The following is a 21,194-nucleotide window of genomic DNA, read 5'->3' as shown; positions in this document are numbered from 1 at the left end:
GGGAACCGGGGCCGGCCAGGGGCGGCCCGTCGCGAAGGGAGAGATCTGATGAGCATCCGACATACCCGAGTTGTATCCGCCCGCGGCGCGCACCTGCGCCGTGCGCTTCTCGCCGGGGCCGCGCTTTCGTGCCTCGCCGCGATGCCGCAGGCGGCCCACGCGCAGGACATGGAAACCGATGAGGCCGCGGCTCCCGAAGAGCAGGTCATCATCGTCCAGGCCCGCCGCCAGAACGAAACCCTGCAGGAAGTCCCCGTCACCGTCACCGCGATCGGCGGCGACACGCTGTCGCGCTACAACATCGACCAGGTCGCCGACGTGGTGAGCCGCGTGCCGACTCTCAACGTGCAGGTCGGCGGTTCGGGTTCCGGCGGCCAGCTGAGCCTGCGCGGCGTGGGTTCGTCGAACATTTCCGCCGCCTTCGATTCGGCGGTCGCGTTCGATTTCGACGGGGTGCAGGTCTCGACCATGCGCCTCGTGCAGGCGGGCTTCTTCGATGTCGAGCAGATCGACGTCCTCAAGGGTCCGCAGTCGCTCTTCTTCGGGAAATCGGCCTCGGCGGGCGTGTTCGCGATCCGCTCGGCCGATCCGACCTCGACCTGGGAAGTGGGCGGCGCGGCTTCCTATGAATTCGAGGAAGACGGCTACATCGTCCAGGGCTACGTCTCCGGCCCGCTGACCGACACGCTCGGCATGAGAGTCGCCGCGCAGTTCAACGACATCGACGAATATGTCGTGCTGCAGGACGGCACTCCGGCCGCCAATGGCCGTTTCCGCGGGCTCACGAACATCGTCGCGCGCGGCACTCTGGAATGGCAGCCGAGCCCGACTTTCGACGCCAACCTCAAGGTACAATACGTCCGCAACGAGAACGACGGCGCGATCCAGCATTCGGACCTGTTTTGCGGGGCGAACGGCGTGGCCGACCCGATCACGCTGCTGGGCGGCGCGATCAACATCCCGGGCGGCTATGACTGCAACGCCTTCGACCAGCGCTACTTCCTGCCCGACACCGCCCCGCCGCTGGCGGGCGGCGTGCCGACCCCGTCGGCTGCGGCCGGGCGCAACGGCGTGCCTTTCGGCGAAACCGACGTCTGGTTCACCCGCCTTCTGATGAACTGGGACATCACCGAGAACCTGACGCTGACTTCGACCACGGGCTATCTCAACCTCGATGCGGTCGACTTCGACAACTATTCCTACGGCGGCCTGCTCGGCCCGGGCGTGCCCGGCGGCGTCGGCACCTCGGACCCGGTCAACCAGCTCGAACAGTGGACGCAGGAACTGCGCCTCGCCTCGGATTTCGAGGGCGCGTTCAACTTCATGCTGGGCGTGTTCTACGAGGACCGCAAGTTCGTCTTCGACACCGCGCAGCAGGCGGTGAACATCTCCTTCCTCGGCCCGGACCCGGTCACCGGCTTCACCTATGACTGGGACCGCCGTCAGGACACCGACACCGAGGCGTTCTCGGTGTTCGGCTCGGTCATGATCGACCTGACCGAGGATCTCGAGCTGTCGGGCGGCGTGCGCTACACCGACGAAAAGAAGACCGCGGTCATCACCGTGCCTTACCTGCACACTTTCCTGCAGGGTCCGGGCTTCGTCTCGCCGGGCTTCAATTCGGGCCCGATCGAGTTCTCGGACGACAATTTCTCGCCCGAGATCACGCTGCGCTACAAGGCGACCGAGGACATCAACGTCTTCGCCAGCTTCAAGACCGGCTTCAAGTCGGGCGGCATCGACAACTCGGCGCTGCCGTCGAACAGCCTCAGCCAGGCAGCGAACAGCGGCGACTTCTCGCCCCTGATCTTCCAGTCGGAAACGGCGCAGGGCGGCGAAGTCGGCATCAAGACGCAGTGGGCCGACCGCACCTTCACCCTGAATGCGACCGCCTATTACTACGTGTTCGACGACCTGCAGGTGCAGAACTTCGACGCGGTGGCGGTGCAGTTCCTCACGCTCAACGCAGGGCAGGTGACCTCGCAGGGCATCGACCTCGAGGCCAACTGGCTCACCCCGGTCGACGGGCTGAGCTTCTCGGGCAACCTGTCCTATCTCGATGCGGAGTTCACCGACACCTTCATCACCAGCGCGGGCAACGACCTCGACGGGCGTTCTTCGGCACGCGCGCCGACCTGGTCGGGGAACCTCGCCTTCGACTTCGTCACGCCGATTTCCGACGGCCTCGATTTCGGGCTGAACGGCAACATGATCTACTCGGGCGAGTATTTCACCAACGAGGACACCCGCAACGACTTCATCCAGGACGATTACGTGACCTTCGACGCGTCGGTTTCGATCGGCGCTGCCGACGGGACGTGGAAGGTCTCGCTGATCGGGGTGAACCTCGCGGACGAAATCTGGGTCAACACCTCCGCGCCGCGGCCCTTCCTGCCGCCGACCGGCGACGACCTGATCTTCACCCAGAACCGCGGGCGGCAGGTCTTCGTGGAAACGCGCTTCCGCTTCTGAAGCACGGGCTTCCGATGGGACACGATGGGGGCGGGCCTTGCGGTCCGCCCCTTTTGCGTGGCCCCTTTCAAAAGTGAGCATTGCGCGCAGCGGGGACCAAGGCGCATCCTTGCGGGCAGACGGACAAGGGAGAGAGAGATGTCGCGCGAACAACTGGTCGGCATGACCCGCAGCCTCGTCGCGCATGGCGAGGCGGACACGATGGAGCTCGCCGACGAGGTCGTGCGCGTGCCGGCAAGCAGCTATACCGACGAGAGCCTGTTCGAGCGCGAGAAGCGCAACATCTTCCGCCGCCTCCCGCTAATGGTCGCGCCGTCGTGCGAATTGCCGGAACCGGGCGATTACAAGGCGATGGACATCTGCGGCGTGCCGCTGCTGCTGTCGCGCCAGAAGGACGGCGAGATCGCCGCCTTCCTCAATATGTGCACCCACCGCGGCAATCCGCTCGCCTCGGGGACGGGCAACGCGAGCCGTTTCACCTGCGGCTATCACGGCTGGACCTTCCGCCAGGACGGCGACCTGCTGGGCGTCGCCAGCCCGCAGGATTTCGGGAAGGTCGACAAGGCCGCCCATTGCCTCAAGCGCTTCCCGGTGCTCGAACGCGCGGGGCTGATCTGGGTGACGCTCGATCCCAATTCGAAGCTCGCCATCGAGGATTACCTGTGCGGCTACGATGCGCTGCTCGAAGCCTTCGGGTTTTCAGGCTGGACCCTGTTCGCCAAGCGCACCCTGGCGGGGCCGAACTGGAAGACGGCCTATGACGGCTATCTCGATTTCTACCACCTGCCGGTCCTCCACAAGGACACGTTCGGAGCCGATTTCTTCAACCGCGCCAACTACTTCGCCTGGGGGCCGCACCAAAGGCTCGCAAGCCCGTCGAAATTCGCCCAGCGCACCGGGAGCGACGAGCAGATCGACCTCACGCAGATGTCGGACGAGGAAATCCCGCAGGACGCGCTGGTGCAGGGCGTGTGGACGATCTTCCCCCACATCTCGATCGCGAGCTTCTACGGCGGCGGGCAGCGCGGGGCGATGATCAGCCAGCTCTTCCCCGGCGAGACGGTCGGGGAAAGCTGGACCACCCAGTATTACGTGATGGAGAACCGCCCCGAGACCGAAGAGCAGGTCAAATCCGCCCACGAACAGTTCGACTTCCTCGAAGTGGTCGTGCGCGACGAGGATTACGCCACCGGCAAGCGCCAGCACGAGGCGCTGCAATCGGGCCTGATGGACCACGTCCTGTTCGGCCGCAACGAGCGCGGCGGGCAGGTCTTTCACCAGTGGGCCGAGAAGCTCGTGAACGCCTCGGATGAAGAGCTGCTCGACATCTTCGCGCGCGAGCAGCGTCAGGCCGCGGAATAGGCGGGCGCTAGAATTCGAAGGGCCGGGCCACCTCGCTCGGCCCCTTCGCCGTGGGATTGTCGTTGAGCGCGAGTTCGACCAGCGCGGTGTCGAAGAATTCGTGCAGCTCGGCGATCTTGCCGTCGCGGATGGTCATCACCTGGCAGTAGGTCTGCAGGTATTCGTGGCCGTTCACACCCATGCCGCCGCCGCGCATGATGCCGACGACGCAGTTCTCGTCCGCGCACATGATCCGCCACTGCCGTGAGAACTGCACGGTCTCGGGAACCAGCTTGCCCACGACATTGTCCGCCACCAGCGGGCCGAAGCATTCCGCCTTGCCGACCCAACGCCCTGAAACGGGCGTGGAGCCGACGAGGTTGAACACGACGTCGTCGGCATGGAGATCGGCGAGCGCGTCGAAATCGCCCGCCTCCAGCGCTTCGTAATAGCGCGTCGCCAGCGCGATGTTGGCCTCGCGCGTGTCGGCCATGGCGCGCGCCTCAGCCGAACGCGGGGCGGAAGTTCGATTCGCCCCAGTCGACGCGCTTGGTCCATTCGCCCATCGTCTCCAGCTCGCCCTCGAGTTCGGGGAAGCGTTCGTAGACGTGGTCCATGTCGACCTCGAAGGGCCGGGTGGGCGCTTCGTTGTTGTATTCGTAGAAGGCCTGGATGCCCTTGGCGAATTCCTCGCGCGCTTCCTCCGGCATCGAATCCCCTGCCGCCTCGACGAGATAGCGGCCGAATTCCTCGGGCGTGCAGGGGTCGTATTCGATCTCCCTGCCGAGCGCTTCGGACAGGTATTGCGTGACCTGCGAGCCCACCAGTCGCTCCGGCCCGCCGATATTGAGCCACGCGCCTTCCATGTCGGGCCGCTCGAGGCTGGTCAGCATGAACTTCGCGACATCGTCGAGGCTGATCCAATTCGCCTCGAGCTGCGGATTGTGCGGATAGACGTAGCGCCCTTCGTTGATGATGAAAGGCCGCGCCCAGTTGGTCAGCAGGTTGTCCATGAACAGCACGCTGCCGAACACCGTGCCGGGCGCGCCGGAGCGCCACAGCGCGTTGATGCCCGCCGTGTTCCCGGCATAGGTGAAGGGGTCGCCGGGACGGTCGGGAATCCAGCTCGAGGTGTTCCAGACCACCCGCTTCACGTCCAGCTCCGCCGCCGCCTTGCCGACCTGTCCGACCAGCACCGCGCGGTCGGCGCGGGCCTGCAGCGGGTGGGTGTAGAAGATGTAATCCGACCCTTCGAGCGCGGCGCGGTAGGTGGACGTGTCGTAGAGGTCCATCGGGCGCACCTCGACATTCTCGATGCCGTCGATCAGCAGCCCCGCGAACGGGTCCGGCTGGCGCGAGATCGCGCGCACTTCGTATCCTGCCTTGAGCGCCTGGCGCACCTGAGCCATGCCCTGCCGGCCCGATGCGCCGATCACCGTGATGAGTGCCATTGTCTCTCTCCCCTTCGCAATTTAGCCGCTATCCCATGCGCCCGGCGCAACCTAGGCCAAGCGCCCGCCGCGCCGCTCCGGTGTTTTTTGATAGCGCGAAAATGACAGGGGCCGCACGCGCGCGCCCTAGCGAAATGGCGGGGTTGCCGCGCGCTGCCACGGGCCGGACAAGGCGTGCATGGAAAACCGTTTCTGGCGCATAGAGCGCCGCCCCGAGGGAACCGATTTCGACGAGGCGCTCGCGCTCGTTGACGCCCCGCTGCCCGAGCTTGCGCAGGGGGAAATCCGTATCCGCAACGCGATGCTGTCGATGGACGCGGGCACGCGCCTGTGGCTGACGAGCCGCGAGGACGGCTACCAGCCGCCGCTCCCCGTGGGTGCGCCGATGACCGGGCTGGTGCTGGGCGAGGTGATCGAAAGCCGGACGGAAGACTTTGCCGTCGGCGATCTCGTGCGCGCCTTCGGCGTGTGGGGCGAGGTGAGCCAGGTCGATGCGGCGCTGTCGGGCGCGGTGAAGCTCGATCCTGCTGTCGAGGACCGGCGCGCATGGTTCGGCCCGCTCGGCATGAACGGCTGGACCGCGCTATGGGGGATCGAGCGCACCGGCGCAGCAAAATCTGGCGAACGGGTGCTGGTGTCCGCCGCTGCCGGAGCCACGGGTATCCTCGCGGTGCAGATCGCCAAGCTGCTCGGCTGCGAGGCATGGGGAATCGCGGGCGGGGCGGATAAATGCCGTTTCCTGACCAAGGAGCTCGGGATCGCGGGGGCGGTCGATTACAAGGCGGGCGATCTTGGCGCGCAGCTCGATAAGGCGGGCGGGTTCGACGTCTATTTCGACAATGTCGGCGGGCCCATGCTCGACGAAGTCCTCACCCGCATGAACCACTATGGCCGGATCGCGGTGTGCGGCCTGCTCGCCGATTACAACTCGGGGAGGCGCACCGCGCCCCGCGAATTCGACCAGATCCTGATGCGGCGCCTGCGGGTCGAAGGCTTCTTCTCGCCCGATTTCATGCACGAAGGCGAAGCGCTCACCGCGCGCCTGCGCGAATGGACCGAGGCGGGCGATCTCGTCATGCCCTATGACGTGACGAAGGGCCTCGACAACACGCTCGCGGCCTATCGAAAACTGTTCACCGGCGGCAATATCGGCAAGGTCATCGTGGAGCTGGAGCCATGAAACTGCATCTCGAAGCGCGCGCGGAAATCAGCGACGTCATCGCCGCCTATGCCCACGCGATCGACCGCCGCCGCTGGCAGATGATGGACCAGCTGTTCCACGAGGACGCCGAATTCCAGTTCGGCACGGTATCGGGCGACTGGCGCGGTTTCGTCGAGCAGGCGCGCGCGATCATCGACCCCTGCCTCGCCACCCAGCACCAGCTGGGCCAGGTCCAGTTCGGTTTCGAGAACGACCTTGTGTGCCACACCGAAACCTACATGACCGCGATGCACACTGTGCCCGCGGGCTATCCGGTGGCCGAGGTCTTTCCCGACAAGGGCCGCACCTATTCCGCGGTCATCGCCGGGCGCTATGTCGACCGCTTCGAAAAGCGCGACAACCAGTGGCGCATCGCGCGGCGCATCGGGCTCTACGACTGGCGCGAATTCCGCGAGGTCGAGGGCGTGGACCTGTCGGACGTTCCCGAGGGCGCGAGCGGCTATCATGACGAGCGCGACCCCTCGACCCCGGTGGTGGCGCGCTTCCTCGGCTAACCGCGCCGGATCGCGAAGACCCCGCTCATCGTCGCGATCGCGTCCTCACCGCGCATGATCCGCCCGCTGGTGTAGGCGGTGCGTCCGCCCAGCCGGTCGATCGTCACTTGCGCCTCGAGCCACTCGCCCAGCCGCGCGGCGGCGAGGTAATTGACCTGCAATGCAATGGTCGAAGGCGCGAGGCGCGGGCGCTCGGCATCGTAGACCGCGTGGCTCAGGGCGACATCGGCGAAGGTAGAGATCACCCCGCCATGCGCCCCGTCCTTGTAATTGATGTGATGCGGGCAGATGCGCAGGCCCATGACCCGCACGCCCTCCCGCTTGCGCCCGAGGAAATAGGGCCCGCCATGGTCGAGAAAGCCGGGCGAGAAGCGGGCGGGCTCGAAGCCCGGGGGAGGCGGCGTGTCGGTCATGGGGCAAGCATAGACCGCGATTGGCGCGGGCCAAATGCTATGAATTGTGCCAATGGTGAGGCGGGCAAGCGGGCGTAGGCTCGCGCCCATGGGACAGGAGACACCTATCATGGCCATCGAGGCTGCGCTCGCCGAGGCGGGCTCGTTCTGCGACATCGTGCGCGAACACGCGCAGGAACGCGGCGACACCCCCGCCTTCACCTATGGCGACGAGACGATCACTTTCGCCGAGCTGGACGAGAATTCGAACCGCGTCGCCAACGCGCTCGCCGCGTTCGGGGTGAAGAAGGGCGAGCGGGTCGCCTTTCTCGGCAAGAATCACCCGCTCTATTTCGAGGCGCTGCTGGGCGCGGCCAAGATCGGCGCGGTGATGACACCGGTGAACTGGCGCCTCGCCGCCCCCGAGGTCGCCTATATCCTCGACAATTGCTGCGCCCGCGTGGTCTTCGTGGGCGAAGGCTTCGCCGATGTGCTGGCGCGGGTGCGCGGACAGGTCCCCGACGTCGAACAGGTGATCGGGATCGACGCGCCGGACCATGCCGGGACCGATTACCGCATCTGGCGCGACGGCTTTTCCGCCCGCCCGCCGGCCACCCGCGTCGGGCTGGAGGACGATGCGCTGCAGCTCTACACCTCGGGCACGACCGGCCGGCCCAAGGGCGCGGTCATGACCCACGGCTCGATCCTCTCGAGCCGCGATGCGGTCGGCCAGGAAGGCGAAATGCGCGAATGGCAGGAACCGGTCGAGGGCGACGTGACCCTGCTCGCCATGCCGTGCTTCCACATCAGCGGGACGGGAACGGGCATCGGGACGATGGTCGCGGGCAGCAATTCGATCGTCCTGCCCGAATACGACCCGACCAAGGCGCTGGAGCTGATCGAGAACTACAACATCTCCAAGATCTTCCTCGTCCCCGCCGCGATCCAGATTTTGCTCAATCACCCGCGCGTGAAGGAAGTGGATTTCAGCCGCCTCAAATACGTCACCTACGGCGCCTCGCCCATTCCCCTGGAACTGATGCGCGAGGCGATGGAGGTGCTGGGCTGCGGCTTCGTCCAGATGTACGGGATGACGGAGACGAGCGGAACGATCGTCGCACTCGACCCTGAAGACCATGTCCCCGAAGGCAGCCCCCGGATGCGCAGCGTCGGAACGCCGCTTCCCGGTGTCGAGCTCAAGATCATCGACGAGGAGGGCAACACCCTGCCGCCGAACACGGTGGGCGAGATCGCCACGCGGTCTTCCAAGAACATGAGCCGCTACTGGAACAATCCCGAAGCCACCGCCGAGACGATCGACGAGGACGGCTGGCTACGCACGGGCGATGCGGGCTATCTCGACGAGGACGGCTATCTCTACATCCACGACCGGGTGAAGGACATGATCATCTCCGGGGGCGAGAACGTCTACCCGGCCGAGGTCGAGAACGCGCTCTACGCCCACCCAAAGGTCGCCGACGTCGCCGTGATCGGCATCCCGTCCGAGAAATGGGGCGAGGAGGTGAAAGCCTGCGTCGTCGTCAAGCCGGGCGAGGAAATCACCGAGGCCGAGCTGATCGCCCACGCGCGCGAGCATATCGCCGGCTATAAGTGCCCCAAGTCGGTCGATTTCATCGAAGCCCTGCCGCGCAACCCTTCGGGCAAGATCCTGCGCCGCGAATTGCGCGCGCCCTACTGGGAGGGCAAGGACCGCGCGGTGAACTGAATGCAGGTCCGCCAGCTCGCCTATTACGTGCCCGACATCGAACGCGCGGCGCGTGAGCATTCGCGGGTGTTCGGCTCCGGCCCCTTCTTCACCTTCTCCCACGTCCCGCTGAACTACAGCGTCCACCGCGGGGTGAAACGCGAATTCGACCATTCCTCCGCCTATGGCCAGTGGGGCGACCTGATGGTCGAATTCGTCGCGCTGCACAGCAACGATCCCAGCGCGATAAGCGATGTCTTCCCGCCCGGCTCGGGCCGCTACGGCCTCCACCATGCGGCGATCTGGGTCGAGGATCTCGATACCGCGATCGCCGGATACGAAGCGCGCGGGATACCGCTCGCGCAGTATTCGGTCACGGCTTTCGGAACCGCCTTCGCTTTCCTCGATGCGACCGCGAGCCTCGGCCACATGATCGAGCTTTATGCCCGAGACGAGGGACTGGAGAGCTTCTACGCCATGGTCCGCGATGCCGCACAAGGCTGGGACGGCAGCGACCCGGTGCGCCCGCTCGAACTCTAGGAGGCGAGGTCCGGCAGGCCGACCGCTTCGGCGCGGCATTCGGCATCGGCGAGCGCCGCGACGACCGACAGCGCGACGAGGCCCGGCTCGCCCAGTTCGGCTGTGACGGCGGCGGCCTCTTCATCGGTGATCGCGGTGTGTTCGAACACCATGCGCCGGGCATAGGAGATCACCGCTGCAGGAGCGCTCCCGCGCGCGCCCTCTCCCATGCCGTGCACGCCGGCGACGGCGCGGCGGACTTCCGCGACGATTTCCGGGCCGAGCGCCTCGTGCGCGGCATCGCGGAAGGCCATGTAGCGCCCCGCAAGCTCAGGCGATCCGGCGAGTGCCTCTGCCACCGGCCCCTTCATTGCGCAGGCTCCGGCACGGCGGGAGTGGGGAGCACGGTGCGGTCCATCTGCTCGGGTTCCAGCCCCAGCACGATCAGCGCCTTGGCGAGCGCGAGGAACAGCGTGACGCCAAGGCCCAGCTCGGCGATCTGCTCCGGGGACAGGTGGCGCTTCAGGGCCGCCTTCGCATCGCCGGTGAGAAGCTCGGGATCGTGGATCAGCGCGTCGGTGAATTTCAGAACCGCCTTTTCGGCATCGGTCAGCCGGGCGGACGTTTCATAGCCGTCGTCGATGTCGTCCACCACCTCCTCGCCCAGCCCCTCGGCAACCGCCTTGTCGAAGCGGACATTGCGGCAGAACCCGCATTCGGTGACGCGCGCGTTGCGCATCCGGGCGACTTCCTTGAGCCGCGCCGCGAGCACGTCGCTGTCCCAGAACCGCCCGTAAAGCTCGGCGAAGGCCTGCGCGATGGCGGGCTGGTGGGCGAGGACCGAGCCGAAATGGGCGGGCTCGCCGGCGATCGCCGAGGAGGCGCGGGGTATGGTCGACATGAGGCTTCTCCTTGGGGCCAAGTGTAACGCGCCGCGCGCTGCGCGGCCGCCTCCACATTTTCAGAGGGGGCCGCGCGGCGCTTCGCGTGGCACGTTCGCGGCATCGGAAAACCGGGAGGAAGAGCCATGCCGGGACAGGCACAGGACGTGATCGAGCAATTCTGGCGCATTCAGGACGAGGGCGACTACACGAAACTCGCCCCGCTTTTCGCCGAGGACGCGGTGGTCGAGGATCCGGTCTGGGGAACCTACAGGGGACGCGATGCGATCCTGTCGTTCATGACCAAGATGGTCGAGGAAATGGGCAACCGTAAGATCACCTTCACCGTCGACGAGATCTGCGGCGACGACCACGCCTGCTGGGCGCGCTGGACGCTGCATTCGCCCGAGGGCACGCGCGGCGGCTGCGGCATCTACAAGGTCGCGGGCGGGCAGCTCACCTATTATCGCGACTACATGGACCCGCCGGCGGGCGAATGAACCGTCACATCCTGCGGTAGAGCTCGTGCCCGCTCTCCACGATCTGCAGGATCGGGAGCGGCAGGTTCGGATCGGGGTCATTGCCCGGCTGGTCGGTCAGCGGGACGCGCCAGTCCATCACGTATTGCCGCTTCGATATGCGCCATTCCATCTCGCCGTCGGGATCGCCTGCGGGCGCGCGTTTCTCGAATTCGTCGAGATAGCGCCCGCCATAAAGGTTGCCCTGCCAGCTGCCGTCCTCCTGCTGGCGGATTCCGGTCGCCATGCCATAGCATTCCGCGCTCGCCCGGGTCAGCGAATGGAGCCGGATCGCGAGCCCCGAAAGCATATGCCAGCGCCGCTGGCTGGCGCGCTCGATCTCCATTACCACGGGCACGAAATCCGCCGCCGTGCCGGAAAAGAAGCCGTAATCGACCGGCGCATCGGGCCAGTAGCAGCTCGCCTGCCCTTCGTCGTCGAGCCAGTCGAGCGTGCGCGAATAGCGCTGCATGACCTCGGCGATCTCCTGTTTCGCGATCAGCGCCTCGAGCCGCGCGTCCGGCCCCGTGCTCACGCTCACAGCCGCGCCTCCCACCATGCGGGAATGGTGAGGGGAAAGCGTTCCTGCGCGGTCCGCATCGCCTCGTTCGCGTCATCGGGCAGGGCCGGGTCGCGGGTCGGCGGCAGCCCCCCGCCCGCGCCTTCTACCGGACCGACATATTCGAGCCGGATGTCTTCCAGCACCTCCGCGAAGTCATGGCCTTCGTGGTGGTCGGACATCTGGTGGGCATAGAACGCCCACTTGTCCCTGAACGAGAGCAGGCAGTAGTAGGACCGCTCGGCCTCGCCCTTCCAGTATTCGTAGCGGATCACGCCCGCCTCGGTGCGGAAGGTCTCGAGCACCATGTTCCGCATGATCGCCTCCCACGCCTCCTCCTTGCCGGGCTTGATCCTGATATGCGCAAGCAATGTCGCCATGGCGGTCTCCTTCAGGCGGGGGTGAGGTCGAGCCACAATTGGTGGATGCCGAGCATGATGCCGCCCTGGTGGGCGAAGTCGTTGCCGGGTGCATAGGCCATGCCGGAAAGGGCGTCGCACAGCCGGTTCCAGACGATCGTCTGTTCAAGCCGCGACAGGTTCGAGCCCGGACACGAGCGCGGCCCCTGGCTGAAAGCGAGATGGCGGGTCGCCGCGCGCCGGTCGAGCTTCACCTCGAGCGGATCCTCGAATTCGTCCGGGTCGATATTCGCCGCCGCCCAGCGCAGGTGGAGCATCGAGCCGGCGGGCACGCGCACGCCCTGGAACACCTCGTCATGCGCGCAGATGCGGGTCGAAAGCCCCTGGGTGGGCGAGCGCAGGCGCATCCCTTCCTCGATGAAGGTGCGGATCGCCGCACGATCGGCGCGGATCGCATCGAACAGCCCTTCGCGCTCGCACAGGAGCTGGGCCTGTTCGGCGATGGCGTATTGCGTCGTCTCCAGCCCGCCGATCACCATCGCGTAGACGACGCCGCCGACCTCGTCGTCGGTCAGCTTGCGTCCGAGCGCCTCGTATCTGGTCTGCGTCAGGAAGGAGATCATGTCGTCCTTCGGGTCGGCGCGCTTCTCGCGGGTCTTTTCGGCGACGTAATCCTTCATGCCGTCCAGCAGGCGGAACTTCTCGGCGGTCTGTTCGGGCGTGAGCAGGTTGCGGTGCGTGCGCCCGTGGACATAGGACATGACCTGCGCATTGCCCCATTCCTCGAGCTGCGGGATGTCACCTTGAGGAAAGCCGAGCACGCTCGCCATCACGCGCTGCGGCAGGGGGCGGGCGAATTCGGCGACGAAATCGATCGTCTCGCCCGCTCGCGCGCGCTCGATCATCGGGCCGAGCAGGTCATCGACATGGCGCTCGATCATCGCAGCGTGGCGGGTGCAGCCCGGCCCGACCCACGGATCGGTCAGCTCCTTCCTGTGCGCGCGCCACAATTCGGGCGTCGGGCGGAGCGAGACGATCGAGGCGACCATGGCATCGATGTCGGGAATGTGCGCGGGCATCTCGCCGGATTCGAGGATCTGCGCGACCAGCAGCGAAAGCGTCGGCGGGAAGCGGTCCCAGTCGCGCACGACGCGCTTGATGTCCTCGTATTTCGTCAGGACGAAGGCATCGCTTTCCGGCGTCAGCCCCTCGCCCGGCAGGCGCTGGACGGGCGCGTGTTCGTGGAGGATGGCATAGGCATCGTACCAGTGCTCCTGCGCGCCGGGCGCGAACAGGTCGACGTCCTCCAGCAGCCGCGGCGGTGCGGCGTAATGGTCCGATGCCTCGTGCGTCTGCCTTGCCAAATCCGGCTCCCACCAACAGCGCGATGCATCCCCGCGCGCTCGGCGGTTTTGCGCTTGGCAAAAGCGCCAATTGCAGCGCCGGGGGCTCGCCCGCACCCTTGTCAGCCAAGCGCGCCGCTACGGAAACGGGCTATTTTGCCAGTGAGGCGCCTCTTCGGGAGAGACCGCGATGAGCCGCATTTCCAAGCTTCCCCCCGACCAGTGGGATCCGCGCCTGCGCGATGCGGTGAACCCTGACGCGCTCAGCGAACTGGAGCAGGGCCTCACCCGCTTCTTCGCCCATTGCCCGGAACAGGCGCTCGGCCTGATGGGCTTCGGCGGGGCGCTGAAGATGCACCGCTCGCTGCCCGACCGGCTGGTCGAACTGGTGCGCCTCAGGATCGCCTTCTTCAACCAGTGCCGCTCGTGCATGGCGATCCGCTATTCCGACGCGGTCGCCGACGGCGTGGACGAAGGGCTGGTCTGCTCGCTCGAACGCCCGCAGGAGGCGGAAAACCTCACCCCGGCCGAAAAGGCCGCGATCCGCTACGGCGAGCTGATGGCAACCGACCACCTCGCGATCGGCGAGGACACCTATGCCGAGCTGCGCGAGCATTTCAGCGAGGCCGAGATCGTCGAACTGGGCATGACCTGCGCCTTCTTCGTCGGCTTCGGCCGGCTCGCGGCGACCTGGCACATGGTCGAGGAATTGCCGCAAGCCTTCCGCGAGGCCGAGAGCATCGCGCCGTGGGGCTCGGACAAGGTCGAGGTGCGCTGATGGCGACGCGGGCGGAAGGCTCCGGGCCGCAAGTCAACCTGTTCGACCCGCAGGTGCAGCAATGCCCGTGGGACGCCTATCGCACCTTGCGCGACGAGGCGCCCGTTTATCGCATCCCGGGCACCGACATCTTCGTCGTCAGCCGCTACGAACACGTGCGCGAAGTGCTGATGGACCCGCAGCGTTTTCCCAGCAGCGCGAAGAACGAGCTGATGCGCGCCAGCCCCACCGACATCGAACGCGGGCGCAAGGTCGCCGAGCGCTTCAAGGAGAAGGGCTGGCTCCCCGCCCCCACCCTCGCCGGACGCGACGATCCCAATCACAAGCAGATGCGCGCGATGTTCAACGAGGCGTTCAAGCCCAGTCGGATCAAGGAAATCGACCCGCGCGTCGAAACCCTCGCCTATGAACTGATCGACGGATTTCTCGACGAAGGCGAATGCGACTGGGTGAGCCGGTTCTGCATCCCCCTGCCGCTGTTCATCATCGGCGAGCAGATGGGCGCGGCGCGCGAGGATATGTGGCGGATCAAGGGCTGGACCGACGCCTTTTTCCACCGCATCTCGATGATGCTGCCCGAAGACCGCCATCTCGAAATGGTCGACCGCGAGATCGAGGCGCAGCATTATTTCCAGCCGATCTTCGAAAAGCTGCGCGAACGGCCCGATGAAAGCCTCATCTCGGTGCTGGTGAACACGGTGATCGAGGGCTGGGGCAGGCCCTTGAACGACAACGAACTCCACGCCGAGATGATGGCCGACACCTTCGTCGGCGGGTCGGAGACGACCACCAACGCGCTCGCCGCGGGGATGAAGCTGCTGATCGAGAACAAGGACGTGTGGGCGAAGCTCAAGTCCGATCCGGGCCGCTATATGCGAACCTTCGTCGAGGAGGTTCTGCGGCTCGAAAGCCCGGTGCAAAGCCTCATGCGCTTCGCCCACGAGGATGTCGAACTCGCCGGAGTGACCATCCCCGCTGGCTCGATCATCAATGTCCGCTATGGCGCGGCGAATCGGGACGAGCGCGCTTTCGAATGCCCGGAAAAGCTCGATCTCGACCGACCGCGCGCGGGCGCGCACATGGCCTTCGGGTCGGGCACGCACCACTGCCTCGGCGCGCCGCTTGCCAGGCGCGAGCTGACCTGGGGCTTCACCGCCGTGGTCGACCGGTTCGAGGACATGGATTTCGCAGGTGAGAAGAACGATTTCACCTACCACCCGCATTTCCTGCTGCGCAGCCTGAAACAGCTGCACATCACCTTCGAGCCGAAGAAGCGCTAGGCGTTGGCGCGCGCCGCGCTGCGTCCGGCGATGTAGCCGAAGGTCAGCGCCGGACCGAGCGTGCCGCCCGCGCCCGCATAGATGCCGCCGGTGGGGCACGCGATCGCATTGCCCGCGCCGTAAAGTCCCGCGATCGGCTCCCCGTCATGGCCGAGGATGCGCGCCTCGCCGTCGGTGCGCGGGCCGCCATTGGTGCCGAGCATTCCCATGTGGACCGGCACCGCATGGAAGGGCGCCTGCTCGACCGCGCCGAGCGTGACGCCTGCGCCCTCGCGGCTGCGGTCGCCGTAGAAATGGTCGTATGCCGATGTGCCGCGTGCGAAATCGGGATCGTGGCCTTCTCGCGCGAAGGCATTGAACCGCTCGACCGTAGCGGCGAGCGCCGCGCCGTCGATGCCGAGCTTTTCGCCCAGCGCCTCGAAGCTGTCCGCGCTCGTCACCCAATCGGGCAGGGGCTGGCCCGGCATCCGTGTGCCGAGCGGATAGCGCGCGGCGTATTGCTCGTCGAAGATGAGCCAGCATGGCATATTGGGATAGGAATAGGTCTGCGCGTCGAACTGGTGGAAGGCGCCGGCGAGCGCGGAATAATTCGCCGCCTCGTTGCAGAAGCGCTTGCCCGCAGCGTTCACCATGATCGAGTGCGGCACGGTGCGCTCGATCAGCATCGGCGCGGCGCGTCCGCCGCCTTCGGGCCACGAGGCGTCCGGATCGGCCAGCGTCGGGGACCACCACGCGCTCGTCATGTTGCCGAGCTTCGCGCCCGCCGCCATCGCCAGCTTCAGTCCCTCGCCCCGCGCCGTGGGCGGCGATGCGGGCGCAGGGGCCGGGCCGCGCAGGAAGGTCTGGCGCAATTCCTCGTCCCATTCGAAGCCGCCGGTCGCGATGATGACGCCCGAGCGTGCGGCAAGCGCGAAGGGCTTGCCGTCCTTCTCGCCCTCGACCCCGGCGATGCGCCCGCCCTCGCGCAAAAGCCGCTTCGTCTCGACCCCGGTGAGCGGCTCGATCCCGCGATCAAGGCACGCCTTCAGCAACCGCCCCACCATCGCCTGCCCGAAACCGCGTTCGTTCGCTTCCATCCGGCGCTTGAGTTCTTCGGGCGGGACCACGCCCGTCCCGCCGCCGAGCGGGGTTTCGCGCAGCATCATCGGGCGCGGTTCCTCGATACCGTAGACCCGCCCCGCCCATTCGCCCAATTCGCGGTAGTCGAACAGGTCATGATCGAGCGCGCGCCCGCCCTCCGGCTTCGCGCCGGGCCGGTCGAGGTAGTAGTCGGGATAGCCGTCGAGCAGCGCGACCTTGAGCGCGTCCCGGTCCTCGAGGAAGGCGAGCGCTTCCGGGCCGTAATCGACAAACGCCGCAAGCGTTTCATCGACGAGATCGCCGTGATCGAGCGCCCGGAAATAGGCCAGCGCCTCGTCGCGCGAATCGGCCATGCCCGCGGCGCGCTGGCGCGGATTGTCGGCGACCCAGATGACCCCGCCCGACACCGCGCCCGTCCCGCCGATGCGCTCGAAGCGTTCGAGGATCGCGACCTCGGCGCCCGCCTCATGCGCGGCGAGCGCGGCGGTCATTCCGGCAGGGCCGCAGCCCATAACGATGATGTCGACGGTTTCCATGGTTTGCATCATCGCGGCGGTGCGCGGCGTGCCAATTCGTCATTTTGGCAAGGTGCGCGCCTGCCTGCGGGGGGCTAGGCAAGAGCCAAGCGAGGGAGAAGGCCAATGAAACTCGAAGGAAAGGTCGCCGCCATCACCGGGGGCACGGCAGGGCTGGGGCGCGGGATCGCGGAGGCGTTCCTGCACGAAGGCGCCAAGGTCGCGCTGTTCGCCCGCAACAGGGAGAAGGGCGAGCGCGTGGTCGAGGAACTGCGCGTCGGGCGCGGCAGCCGCGATCGCGTCGCCTTCTTCGCGGGCGACGTGATGAACCAGGCCGATGTCGAGGGTTTCATCGATGGCGTGGTCGAGCAGTTCGGCACGATCGACATCCTCGTCAACAACGCGGGCGGAGCGGGCGATCTCCAGCCGCTCGCGCAATTATCGGACGAGGCGTTCGACGAGGCGATGAAGTGGAACGTCTATTCGACCTTCTGGGCGACCCGCCGCGCGCTCCAGACCATGCTCAAGCGCAAGAGCGGGCGGATCATCAACATGAGCTCGATGGAGGGCAAGCACGGCAAGCCCGTCTTCACTGCCTACACCGCCGCCAAGCACGCGGTGAACGGGATCACCAAGAGCCTGGCGCGCGAAGTCGGCGAGCAGGGGATCACGGTCAATTCGATCTGCCCCGGCCTCGTCGTCACCGACATCATAAAGAACAACGGCCCCGCAACCGCCGAGGCGATGGGGATGGAATTCGACGAGATGATCGCGCTGTTCGCATCGGAAAGCGCGATCAAGCGGCCCAACACGGTCGAGGAAATCGCCGCGGTCGCCCTGCTGCTCGCCTCGCCCGAAGGCGCGGGCATCACCGGCGCGCAGATCAGCGTCGACGGGGGAACCGCGCAGTTCTGACGGGGGTCGGGCTTTCCGTCAGCCTTCCGATTCCATCTTCGCCATCGCCGCGCCGACCGCCGCCTCGATGTCGCGCGCCTGCGGGTTGCCGCGCAGGGTCACGCCGCCATTGGGCTGGATGTTCTGCCCCGTGACATAGGCATGGTCGGTGCACAGCCACAGGCAGGCGTGCGCCACGTCCTCCGACGTATTGAGCCGTCCGAGCGGATAGCGCGGCAGGAAGGCATCGACGAGGCCGGGCGTCGCGAAGGCGCCTTCGGTCATGGGGCTCTCAGTGAAGGCGGGCGAGACCGTGTTCGCCTTGATCCCGAGGTGGCCGTAATCGTTCGCAGCGCATTCGATCATCGCCTCGCCCGCGCGCTTCGACGCGATATAGGCGGCGTGGTTGTTGATGATCGCCTTGGTCGTCGCCGAGGACAGCGAGATCAGCGAGCCTCCGGTCGGCTCCTGCTCGCTCATCACCCGGACGAACGCCTGGATGAAATGGTGCACGCCCTTGAACTGGAGATCGGTGATGCGGTCCAGATCCTCCTGCGTGATCTCGAGGAAGCTCGCGAGCAGCCCCCAGCCGGTCGTGTTGATAGCGGCATCGACGCGGCCCATGTCGGCCTTCGCCTTGTCGGCAAGCGCGTGGACCTGTTCGTGGCTCGAAATGTCGCACAGCGCGTAATGGCCGCCGATTTCCTTCGCGAGTTCGGCCAGCGGCTCCTCGTTGCGCCCCGCGACCATCACCGTCGCGCCTTCCTGCGCGAACAGGCGGGCGGTCACCTGCCCCATGTTCCCCTTGGTCGCCGCGCCGAGAATGACGGCGGTCTTGCCTTCGAGCTGGCCCATGATCTCCTCCCGTGACTTTCCTTTTCCGCGTCCGTTCTAGGCTCCGCGAGGGCCGCGCGCCCTTCACAAAAGTGTCCATTCCGCTTGGCCACCGCCGCGGATAGGCGAAACAGGCACGACAAGAGGGAGGATGCAGCTCATGTTCACCGGCCCGATCGAGGACCGCCTCGAAATCCGCGAACTGGCAGAGGTCTACGGCGACGGCGTGGTCCGGTTCGACAAGGACACCTGGGCCTCGGTCTGGGCGGAGGATGCCGACTGGGATTTCATGGGAATGCAGCTCAAGGGCCGCGATCAGATCGTCGAGACGTGGCTCGGCGCGATGTCGAATTTCGACGCGGTGAGCTTTTCCTGCGTCCCCGCCGCGATCGAGGTCGACGGCAACACCGCCACCTCGCGCATCCAGACGCAGGAAGTGCTCAAGGCGAAGGACGGCACGACCCGCATGATCGGCGGGCTCTATACAGACGAACTGGAAAAGCGCGGCGGACGCTGGGTCTACACCAAGCGCGCCTTCGCCATCGTCGCCGAATACAACCCGCAGGAAGGATAAGCCCGCAGATGGCCAAGATCGTCATTGCCGCCCAGATCGACCTCGACCCGGCGCAGCGCGCCGAAGCGCTGACCAGCGCCAAGCCGCATATCGACGCTGCGCTCGAACAGCCCGGCTGCCTCGCCTATGACTGGAGCGCCGACGGCAACAACCCCGCGCGGGTCAACGTGTTCGAGGAGTGGGAAAGCGAGGACGCGCTCGCCGCGCATTTCAAGGGCCAAGCCTATGCCGGGATGCGCGACCATATCGGCAATTTCGGCCTGACGAACGCGGTGAGCCGCAAGTATCGGGTCGATGCCGAAGGGCCGGTCTACAACGAGGCTGGCGTGGCGACCGAGGCGTTTGACTGACATCCGGCCCGCGATCCTCGGCGCAATCCTCGCCGGGGGACAGGCGCGCCGTTTCGGCAGCGACAAGGCGCAGGCGCTCTGGCGCGGGCGGCGGCTGATCGATCATGTGGCCGATGCGCTGGGCGGCCAGACCACGGCGCTGGTCGTATGCGGGCGCGAGGAGCCGGGCTTCGGCTGCGTGCCCGACCGTCCCGGCCCCGGCCTCGGCCCGCTGGGCGGCCTCAATGCCGCGCTTCGCTTCGCCGAGACGCACGGCTTCGCCCATGTCCTCACCGCCGGGGTGGACTGCCCCGACCTTCCGCAAGACCTCGCCGCGCACCTCGCAGGCGAGGGCGCGGGCGTCGTCGCGGACCAGCCGGTGATCGGGCTGTGGCCGGTGAGCGTGGCCGAAGACCTTGCGGACTTCATCGCCGAGGGCGGGCGCGCGCTCTACGGATTCGCCGAGCGCGTCGGGGCGCGCCGTGTCGCGCTCCCCGCCCCGCTGCTCAACGTCAATCGGCCCGGCGACCTGCCCGAAAGCTAGAGCTTGAGCATCTGCTTGCCACGGTTCTGCCCGCTGAACAGGCGCTGCAGCGTGTCGGGCGCATTCTCGAAGCCGTGCTGGATGTCTTCCTGGTATTTGAGCGTCCCGTCCTTGACGAAGCCCTCCAGCCGCTTGCGGATCGCGGGGAATTCGCTCGCCCAGTCGAGCACGATGAAGCCCGCCATGCTCGCGCGGCGGAAGACGAGGTTGAAGTAGTTCTCCGGGCCTGCCGGAAGGCTCCCGGTCTCGTAACGGCTGATACCGCCGCAGATGACGACGCGCGCGCCGGTGGCGATCTGGCTGAGCATATCGTTGAGGATCGAGCCGCCGACATTGTCGTAGATGACATCGACCCCGCGCGGGCAGTGTTCCCTGATCTGCTCCTTCACGCCGCCCGCCTTGTAGTCGATCGCGGCGTCGTAGCCCGCTTCCTCGACCAGCCACCTGCACTTGTCCGGGCCGCCCGCGATGCCGACCGCGCGGCAGCCGGCGATCTTGGCGAGCTGGCCGACGATGCTCCCGGTGGCGCCCGCCGCGCCGGAGACGAGCACGGTGTCGCCCGCGACCGGCTTTCCGACCTTGAACAGGCCGCAATAGGCGGTGAGCCCGGTGGTCCCCAGCACCGACAGCACAGCGGTGGGCGACAATTCGGTTTCGACCCTGGTCAACCCCTCGCCGTCGGTGACGAGGTATTCACGCCAGCCGGTCGTGCCGAAGACCATGTCGCCCTTCGCGAACTTGCCGCCGTTGCTTTCCACCACCTCGCAGATGCCGCTGCCGCGCATCACGTCGCCGATGTTCATCGGCGCGACGTAATCCGCGATGTTCTCCATCCAGCCCTTCTGCGCCGGGTCGAAGCCGAGGTAATGCGTCTTCAGCAGCATCTCGCCCGGCTGCGGGTCGGCGAGCTCGACCGTGGCGAGCTTGAAATCGTCCTCGGCGATCGGGCGGCCGCGCGGGTGTCCGTTGAGCAGCCATTGGCGGGTGGTGGTGGGCATGGAAAACCTCCTTTTCGCGTGGATGCCCTAATGCGGGCCTCGCGCCGCTTCCTTCCACGGACAAAAGTGTCAGTCGCTGGCCTGCCGCCCTGTGCTATCCTGCGGGACAAGG

At 66.7% G+C, this 21,194-nt stretch carries 24 protein-coding genes; 13 read left to right on the top strand and 11 right to left on the bottom strand.

The window, feature by feature from the left end; all coding sequences use genetic code 11:
* Positions 1-48: 48 nt before the first annotated feature.
* Both G9473_RS13825 and G9473_RS13820 read left to right on the top strand, forming a co-directional pair.
* On the top strand, positions 49-2,472 hold the full coding sequence (locus G9473_RS13825; RefSeq protein ID WP_291133991.1) for a TonB-dependent receptor: 2,424 nt from the start codon (positions 49-51) through the stop codon (positions 2,470-2,472).
* Positions 2,473-2,610: 138 nt separating this feature from the next.
* Complete coding sequence (locus G9473_RS13820; RefSeq protein WP_291133990.1) at positions 2,611-3,834, top strand: aromatic ring-hydroxylating dioxygenase subunit alpha; 1,224 nt, start codon at positions 2,611-2,613, stop codon at positions 3,832-3,834.
* A gap of 7 nt (positions 3,835-3,841) precedes the next feature.
* On the opposite strand, the gene G9473_RS13815 is transcribed toward G9473_RS13820, so the two are convergent.
* Both G9473_RS13815 and G9473_RS13810 read right to left on the bottom strand, forming a co-directional pair.
* A complete protein-coding gene (locus tag G9473_RS13815; protein ID WP_291133989.1) occupies positions 3,842-4,306 on the bottom strand; it encodes a nuclear transport factor 2 family protein in 465 nt (154 codons plus the stop codon).
* A 10-nt stretch (positions 4,307-4,316) separates the two neighbouring features.
* Positions 4,317-5,264: an SDR family oxidoreductase gene (locus G9473_RS13810; protein WP_291133987.1), complete on the bottom strand. Its 948-nt coding sequence runs from the start codon at positions 5,262-5,264 to the stop codon at positions 4,317-4,319.
* Positions 5,265-5,442: 178 nt separating this feature from the next.
* Between G9473_RS13810 and G9473_RS13805 the strand changes: the two genes are divergently transcribed.
* Together G9473_RS13805 and G9473_RS13800 are read left to right on the top strand one after the other, a co-directional pair.
* Positions 5,443-6,444, top strand: coding sequence for an NADP-dependent oxidoreductase (locus G9473_RS13805; protein ID WP_291133986.1), 1,002 nt, complete (start codon positions 5,443-5,445; stop codon positions 6,442-6,444).
* A complete protein-coding gene (locus tag G9473_RS13800) occupies positions 6,441-6,980 on the top strand; it encodes a nuclear transport factor 2 family protein (protein WP_291133984.1) in 540 nt (179 codons plus the stop codon). Before G9473_RS13805 ends, G9473_RS13800 begins: the two co-directional genes overlap by 4 nt.
* On the opposite strand, the gene G9473_RS13795 is transcribed toward G9473_RS13800, so the two are convergent.
* Positions 6,977-7,393, bottom strand: coding sequence for a PaaI family thioesterase (locus tag G9473_RS13795; RefSeq protein WP_291133982.1), 417 nt, complete (start codon positions 7,391-7,393; stop codon positions 6,977-6,979). The two genes, G9473_RS13800 and G9473_RS13795, sit on opposite strands and share 4 nt — an antisense overlap.
* A 109-nt stretch (positions 7,394-7,502) precedes the next feature.
* On the opposite strand from G9473_RS13795, the gene G9473_RS13790 reads away from it, so the two are divergent.
* Positions 7,503-9,098, top strand: a complete 1,596-nt coding sequence (locus G9473_RS13790) for a fatty acid--CoA ligase (RefSeq protein ID WP_291133981.1) — start codon at positions 7,503-7,505, stop codon at positions 9,096-9,098.
* Complete coding sequence (locus G9473_RS13785; protein WP_291133980.1) at positions 9,099-9,617, top strand: VOC family protein; 519 nt, start codon at positions 9,099-9,101, stop codon at positions 9,615-9,617.
* Here G9473_RS13785 and G9473_RS13780 read toward each other — a convergent pair.
* Both G9473_RS13780 and G9473_RS13775 read right to left on the bottom strand, forming a co-directional pair.
* Positions 9,614-9,955 carry a hypothetical protein gene (locus tag G9473_RS13780; RefSeq protein WP_291133979.1) on the bottom strand — a complete coding sequence of 114 codons (342 nt, stop codon included), beginning with the start codon at positions 9,953-9,955 and terminating at the stop codon, positions 9,614-9,616. The two genes, G9473_RS13785 and G9473_RS13780, sit on opposite strands and share 4 nt — an antisense overlap.
* A gap of 8 nt (positions 9,956-9,963) precedes the next feature.
* Entirely contained in the window at positions 9,964-10,497 is a 534-nt protein-coding gene (locus tag G9473_RS13775) for a hypothetical protein (RefSeq protein WP_291133978.1), read from the bottom strand.
* A gap of 126 nt (positions 10,498-10,623) precedes the next feature.
* On the opposite strand from G9473_RS13775, the gene G9473_RS13770 reads away from it, so the two are divergent.
* Positions 10,624-10,977, top strand: a complete 354-nt coding sequence (locus tag G9473_RS13770) for a nuclear transport factor 2 family protein (protein WP_291133976.1) — start codon at positions 10,624-10,626, stop codon at positions 10,975-10,977.
* 4 nt (positions 10,978-10,981) lie between these two features.
* Here G9473_RS13770 and G9473_RS13765 read toward each other — a convergent pair whose 3' ends face one another.
* From G9473_RS13765 to G9473_RS13755, 3 genes are read right to left on the bottom strand one after another with little or no spacing between them, the layout of a single operon-like run.
* Positions 10,982-11,536 (bottom strand): nuclear transport factor 2 family protein, encoded by a 555-nt coding sequence (locus G9473_RS13765; protein WP_291133975.1) that lies wholly within the window; start codon positions 11,534-11,536, stop codon positions 10,982-10,984.
* Positions 11,533-11,934 carry a putative quinol monooxygenase gene (locus tag G9473_RS13760; RefSeq protein ID WP_291133974.1) on the bottom strand — a complete coding sequence of 134 codons (402 nt, stop codon included), beginning with the start codon at positions 11,932-11,934 and terminating at the stop codon, positions 11,533-11,535. The genes G9473_RS13765 and G9473_RS13760 overlap by 4 nt, the downstream gene beginning before the upstream one ends.
* Before the next feature lie 11 nt (positions 11,935-11,945).
* Positions 11,946-13,277, bottom strand: coding sequence for a cytochrome P450 (locus tag G9473_RS13755; RefSeq protein WP_291133972.1), 1,332 nt, complete (start codon positions 13,275-13,277; stop codon positions 11,946-11,948).
* A 169-nt stretch (positions 13,278-13,446) separates the two neighbouring features.
* On the opposite strand from G9473_RS13755, the gene G9473_RS13750 reads away from it, so the two are divergent.
* Positions 13,447-14,034, top strand: coding sequence for a carboxymuconolactone decarboxylase family protein (locus tag G9473_RS13750; RefSeq protein ID WP_291133970.1), 588 nt, complete (start codon positions 13,447-13,449; stop codon positions 14,032-14,034).
* On the top strand, positions 14,034-15,314 hold the full coding sequence (locus G9473_RS13745; RefSeq protein ID WP_291133968.1) for a cytochrome P450: 1,281 nt from the start codon (positions 14,034-14,036) through the stop codon (positions 15,312-15,314). Before G9473_RS13750 ends, G9473_RS13745 begins: the two co-directional genes overlap by 1 nt.
* Here G9473_RS13745 and G9473_RS13740 read toward each other — a convergent pair.
* On the bottom strand, positions 15,311-16,930 hold the full coding sequence (locus tag G9473_RS13740; protein ID WP_291133966.1) for an FAD-dependent oxidoreductase: 1,620 nt from the start codon (positions 16,928-16,930) through the stop codon (positions 15,311-15,313). The two genes, G9473_RS13745 and G9473_RS13740, sit on opposite strands and share 4 nt — an antisense overlap.
* Before the next feature lie 105 nt (positions 16,931-17,035).
* Here G9473_RS13740 and G9473_RS13735 point away from each other — a divergent pair, with 105 nt between their 5' ends.
* The gene (locus tag G9473_RS13735) at positions 17,036-17,824 is read left to right on the top strand and encodes an SDR family NAD(P)-dependent oxidoreductase (RefSeq protein WP_291133964.1); all 789 of its coding nucleotides are present in this window, start codon (positions 17,036-17,038) and stop codon (positions 17,822-17,824) included.
* Positions 17,825-17,842: 18 nt separating this feature from the next.
* On the opposite strand, the gene G9473_RS13730 is transcribed toward G9473_RS13735, so the two are convergent.
* Positions 17,843-18,658, bottom strand: coding sequence for an SDR family NAD(P)-dependent oxidoreductase (locus G9473_RS13730; RefSeq protein WP_291133963.1), 816 nt, complete (start codon positions 18,656-18,658; stop codon positions 17,843-17,845).
* Between the two features lie 130 nt (positions 18,659-18,788).
* Between G9473_RS13730 and G9473_RS13725 the strand changes: the two genes are divergently transcribed.
* From G9473_RS13725 to G9473_RS13715, 3 genes are read left to right on the top strand one after another with little or no spacing between them, the layout of a single operon-like run.
* Entirely contained in the window at positions 18,789-19,211 is a 423-nt protein-coding gene (locus tag G9473_RS13725; RefSeq protein WP_291133961.1) for a nuclear transport factor 2 family protein, read from the top strand.
* 8 nt (positions 19,212-19,219) lie between these two features.
* Positions 19,220-19,561: a putative quinol monooxygenase gene (locus G9473_RS13720; protein WP_291133960.1), complete on the top strand. Its 342-nt coding sequence runs from the start codon at positions 19,220-19,222 to the stop codon at positions 19,559-19,561.
* Positions 19,554-20,084 (top strand): molybdenum cofactor guanylyltransferase, encoded by a 531-nt coding sequence (locus tag G9473_RS13715; RefSeq protein ID WP_291133959.1) that lies wholly within the window; start codon positions 19,554-19,556, stop codon positions 20,082-20,084. The genes G9473_RS13720 and G9473_RS13715 overlap by 8 nt, the downstream gene beginning before the upstream one ends.
* Here the strand turns inward: G9473_RS13715 and G9473_RS13710 are convergent.
* Positions 20,081-21,082, bottom strand: a complete 1,002-nt coding sequence (locus G9473_RS13710; protein ID WP_291133957.1) for an NADP-dependent oxidoreductase — start codon at positions 21,080-21,082, stop codon at positions 20,081-20,083. The genes G9473_RS13715 and G9473_RS13710 overlap by 4 nt on opposite strands.
* Positions 21,083-21,194: the final 112 nt, after the last annotated feature.

Origin of the sequence: Erythrobacter sp., assembly GCF_011765465.1 — a bacterium.
In the GTDB taxonomy this organism is placed as follows: Bacteria; Pseudomonadota; Alphaproteobacteria; order Sphingomonadales; family Sphingomonadaceae; genus Erythrobacter.
The sequence above is the reverse complement of the archived record's forward strand: the minus strand, read 5'-3'. Positions and strand labels throughout refer to the sequence as shown.

Bases quoted from the DNA above. Each gene is read 5' to 3' on its own strand.
- G9473_RS13825 (WP_291133991.1), top strand. From the start codon at position 49: ATGAGCATCCGACATACCCGAGTTGTATCCGCCCGCGGCGCGCACCTG.
- G9473_RS13820 (WP_291133990.1), top strand. From the start codon at position 2,611: ATGTCGCGCGAACAACTGGTCGGCATGACCCGCAGCCTCGTCGCGCAT.
- G9473_RS13815 (WP_291133989.1), bottom strand. From the start codon at position 4,306: ATGGCCGACACGCGCGAGGCCAACATCGCGCTGGCGACGCGCTATTAC.
- G9473_RS13810 (WP_291133987.1), bottom strand. From the start codon at position 5,264: ATGGCACTCATCACGGTGATCGGCGCATCGGGCCGGCAGGGCATGGCT.
- G9473_RS13805 (WP_291133986.1), top strand. From the start codon at position 5,443: ATGGAAAACCGTTTCTGGCGCATAGAGCGCCGCCCCGAGGGAACCGAT.
- G9473_RS13800 (WP_291133984.1), top strand. From the start codon at position 6,441: ATGAAACTGCATCTCGAAGCGCGCGCGGAAATCAGCGACGTCATCGCC.
- G9473_RS13795 (WP_291133982.1), bottom strand. From the start codon at position 7,393: ATGACCGACACGCCGCCTCCCCCGGGCTTCGAGCCCGCCCGCTTCTCG.
- G9473_RS13790 (WP_291133981.1), top strand. From the start codon at position 7,503: ATGGCCATCGAGGCTGCGCTCGCCGAGGCGGGCTCGTTCTGCGACATC.
- G9473_RS13785 (WP_291133980.1), top strand. From the start codon at position 9,099: ATGCAGGTCCGCCAGCTCGCCTATTACGTGCCCGACATCGAACGCGCG.
- G9473_RS13775 (WP_291133978.1), bottom strand. From the start codon at position 10,497: ATGTCGACCATACCCCGCGCCTCCTCGGCGATCGCCGGCGAGCCCGCC.
- G9473_RS13770 (WP_291133976.1), top strand. From the start codon at position 10,624: ATGCCGGGACAGGCACAGGACGTGATCGAGCAATTCTGGCGCATTCAG.
- G9473_RS13760 (WP_291133974.1), bottom strand. From the start codon at position 11,934: ATGGCGACATTGCTTGCGCATATCAGGATCAAGCCCGGCAAGGAGGAG.
- G9473_RS13750 (WP_291133970.1), top strand. From the start codon at position 13,447: ATGAGCCGCATTTCCAAGCTTCCCCCCGACCAGTGGGATCCGCGCCTG.
- G9473_RS13745 (WP_291133968.1), top strand. From the start codon at position 14,034: ATGGCGACGCGGGCGGAAGGCTCCGGGCCGCAAGTCAACCTGTTCGAC.
- G9473_RS13740 (WP_291133966.1), bottom strand. From the start codon at position 16,930: ATGGAAACCGTCGACATCATCGTTATGGGCTGCGGCCCTGCCGGAATG.
- G9473_RS13735 (WP_291133964.1), top strand. From the start codon at position 17,036: ATGAAACTCGAAGGAAAGGTCGCCGCCATCACCGGGGGCACGGCAGGG.
- G9473_RS13730 (WP_291133963.1), bottom strand. From the start codon at position 18,658: ATGGGCCAGCTCGAAGGCAAGACCGCCGTCATTCTCGGCGCGGCGACC.
- G9473_RS13725 (WP_291133961.1), top strand. From the start codon at position 18,789: ATGCAGCTCATGTTCACCGGCCCGATCGAGGACCGCCTCGAAATCCGC.
- G9473_RS13720 (WP_291133960.1), top strand. From the start codon at position 19,220: ATGGCCAAGATCGTCATTGCCGCCCAGATCGACCTCGACCCGGCGCAG.
- G9473_RS13710 (WP_291133957.1), bottom strand. From the start codon at position 21,082: ATGCCCACCACCACCCGCCAATGGCTGCTCAACGGACACCCGCGCGGC.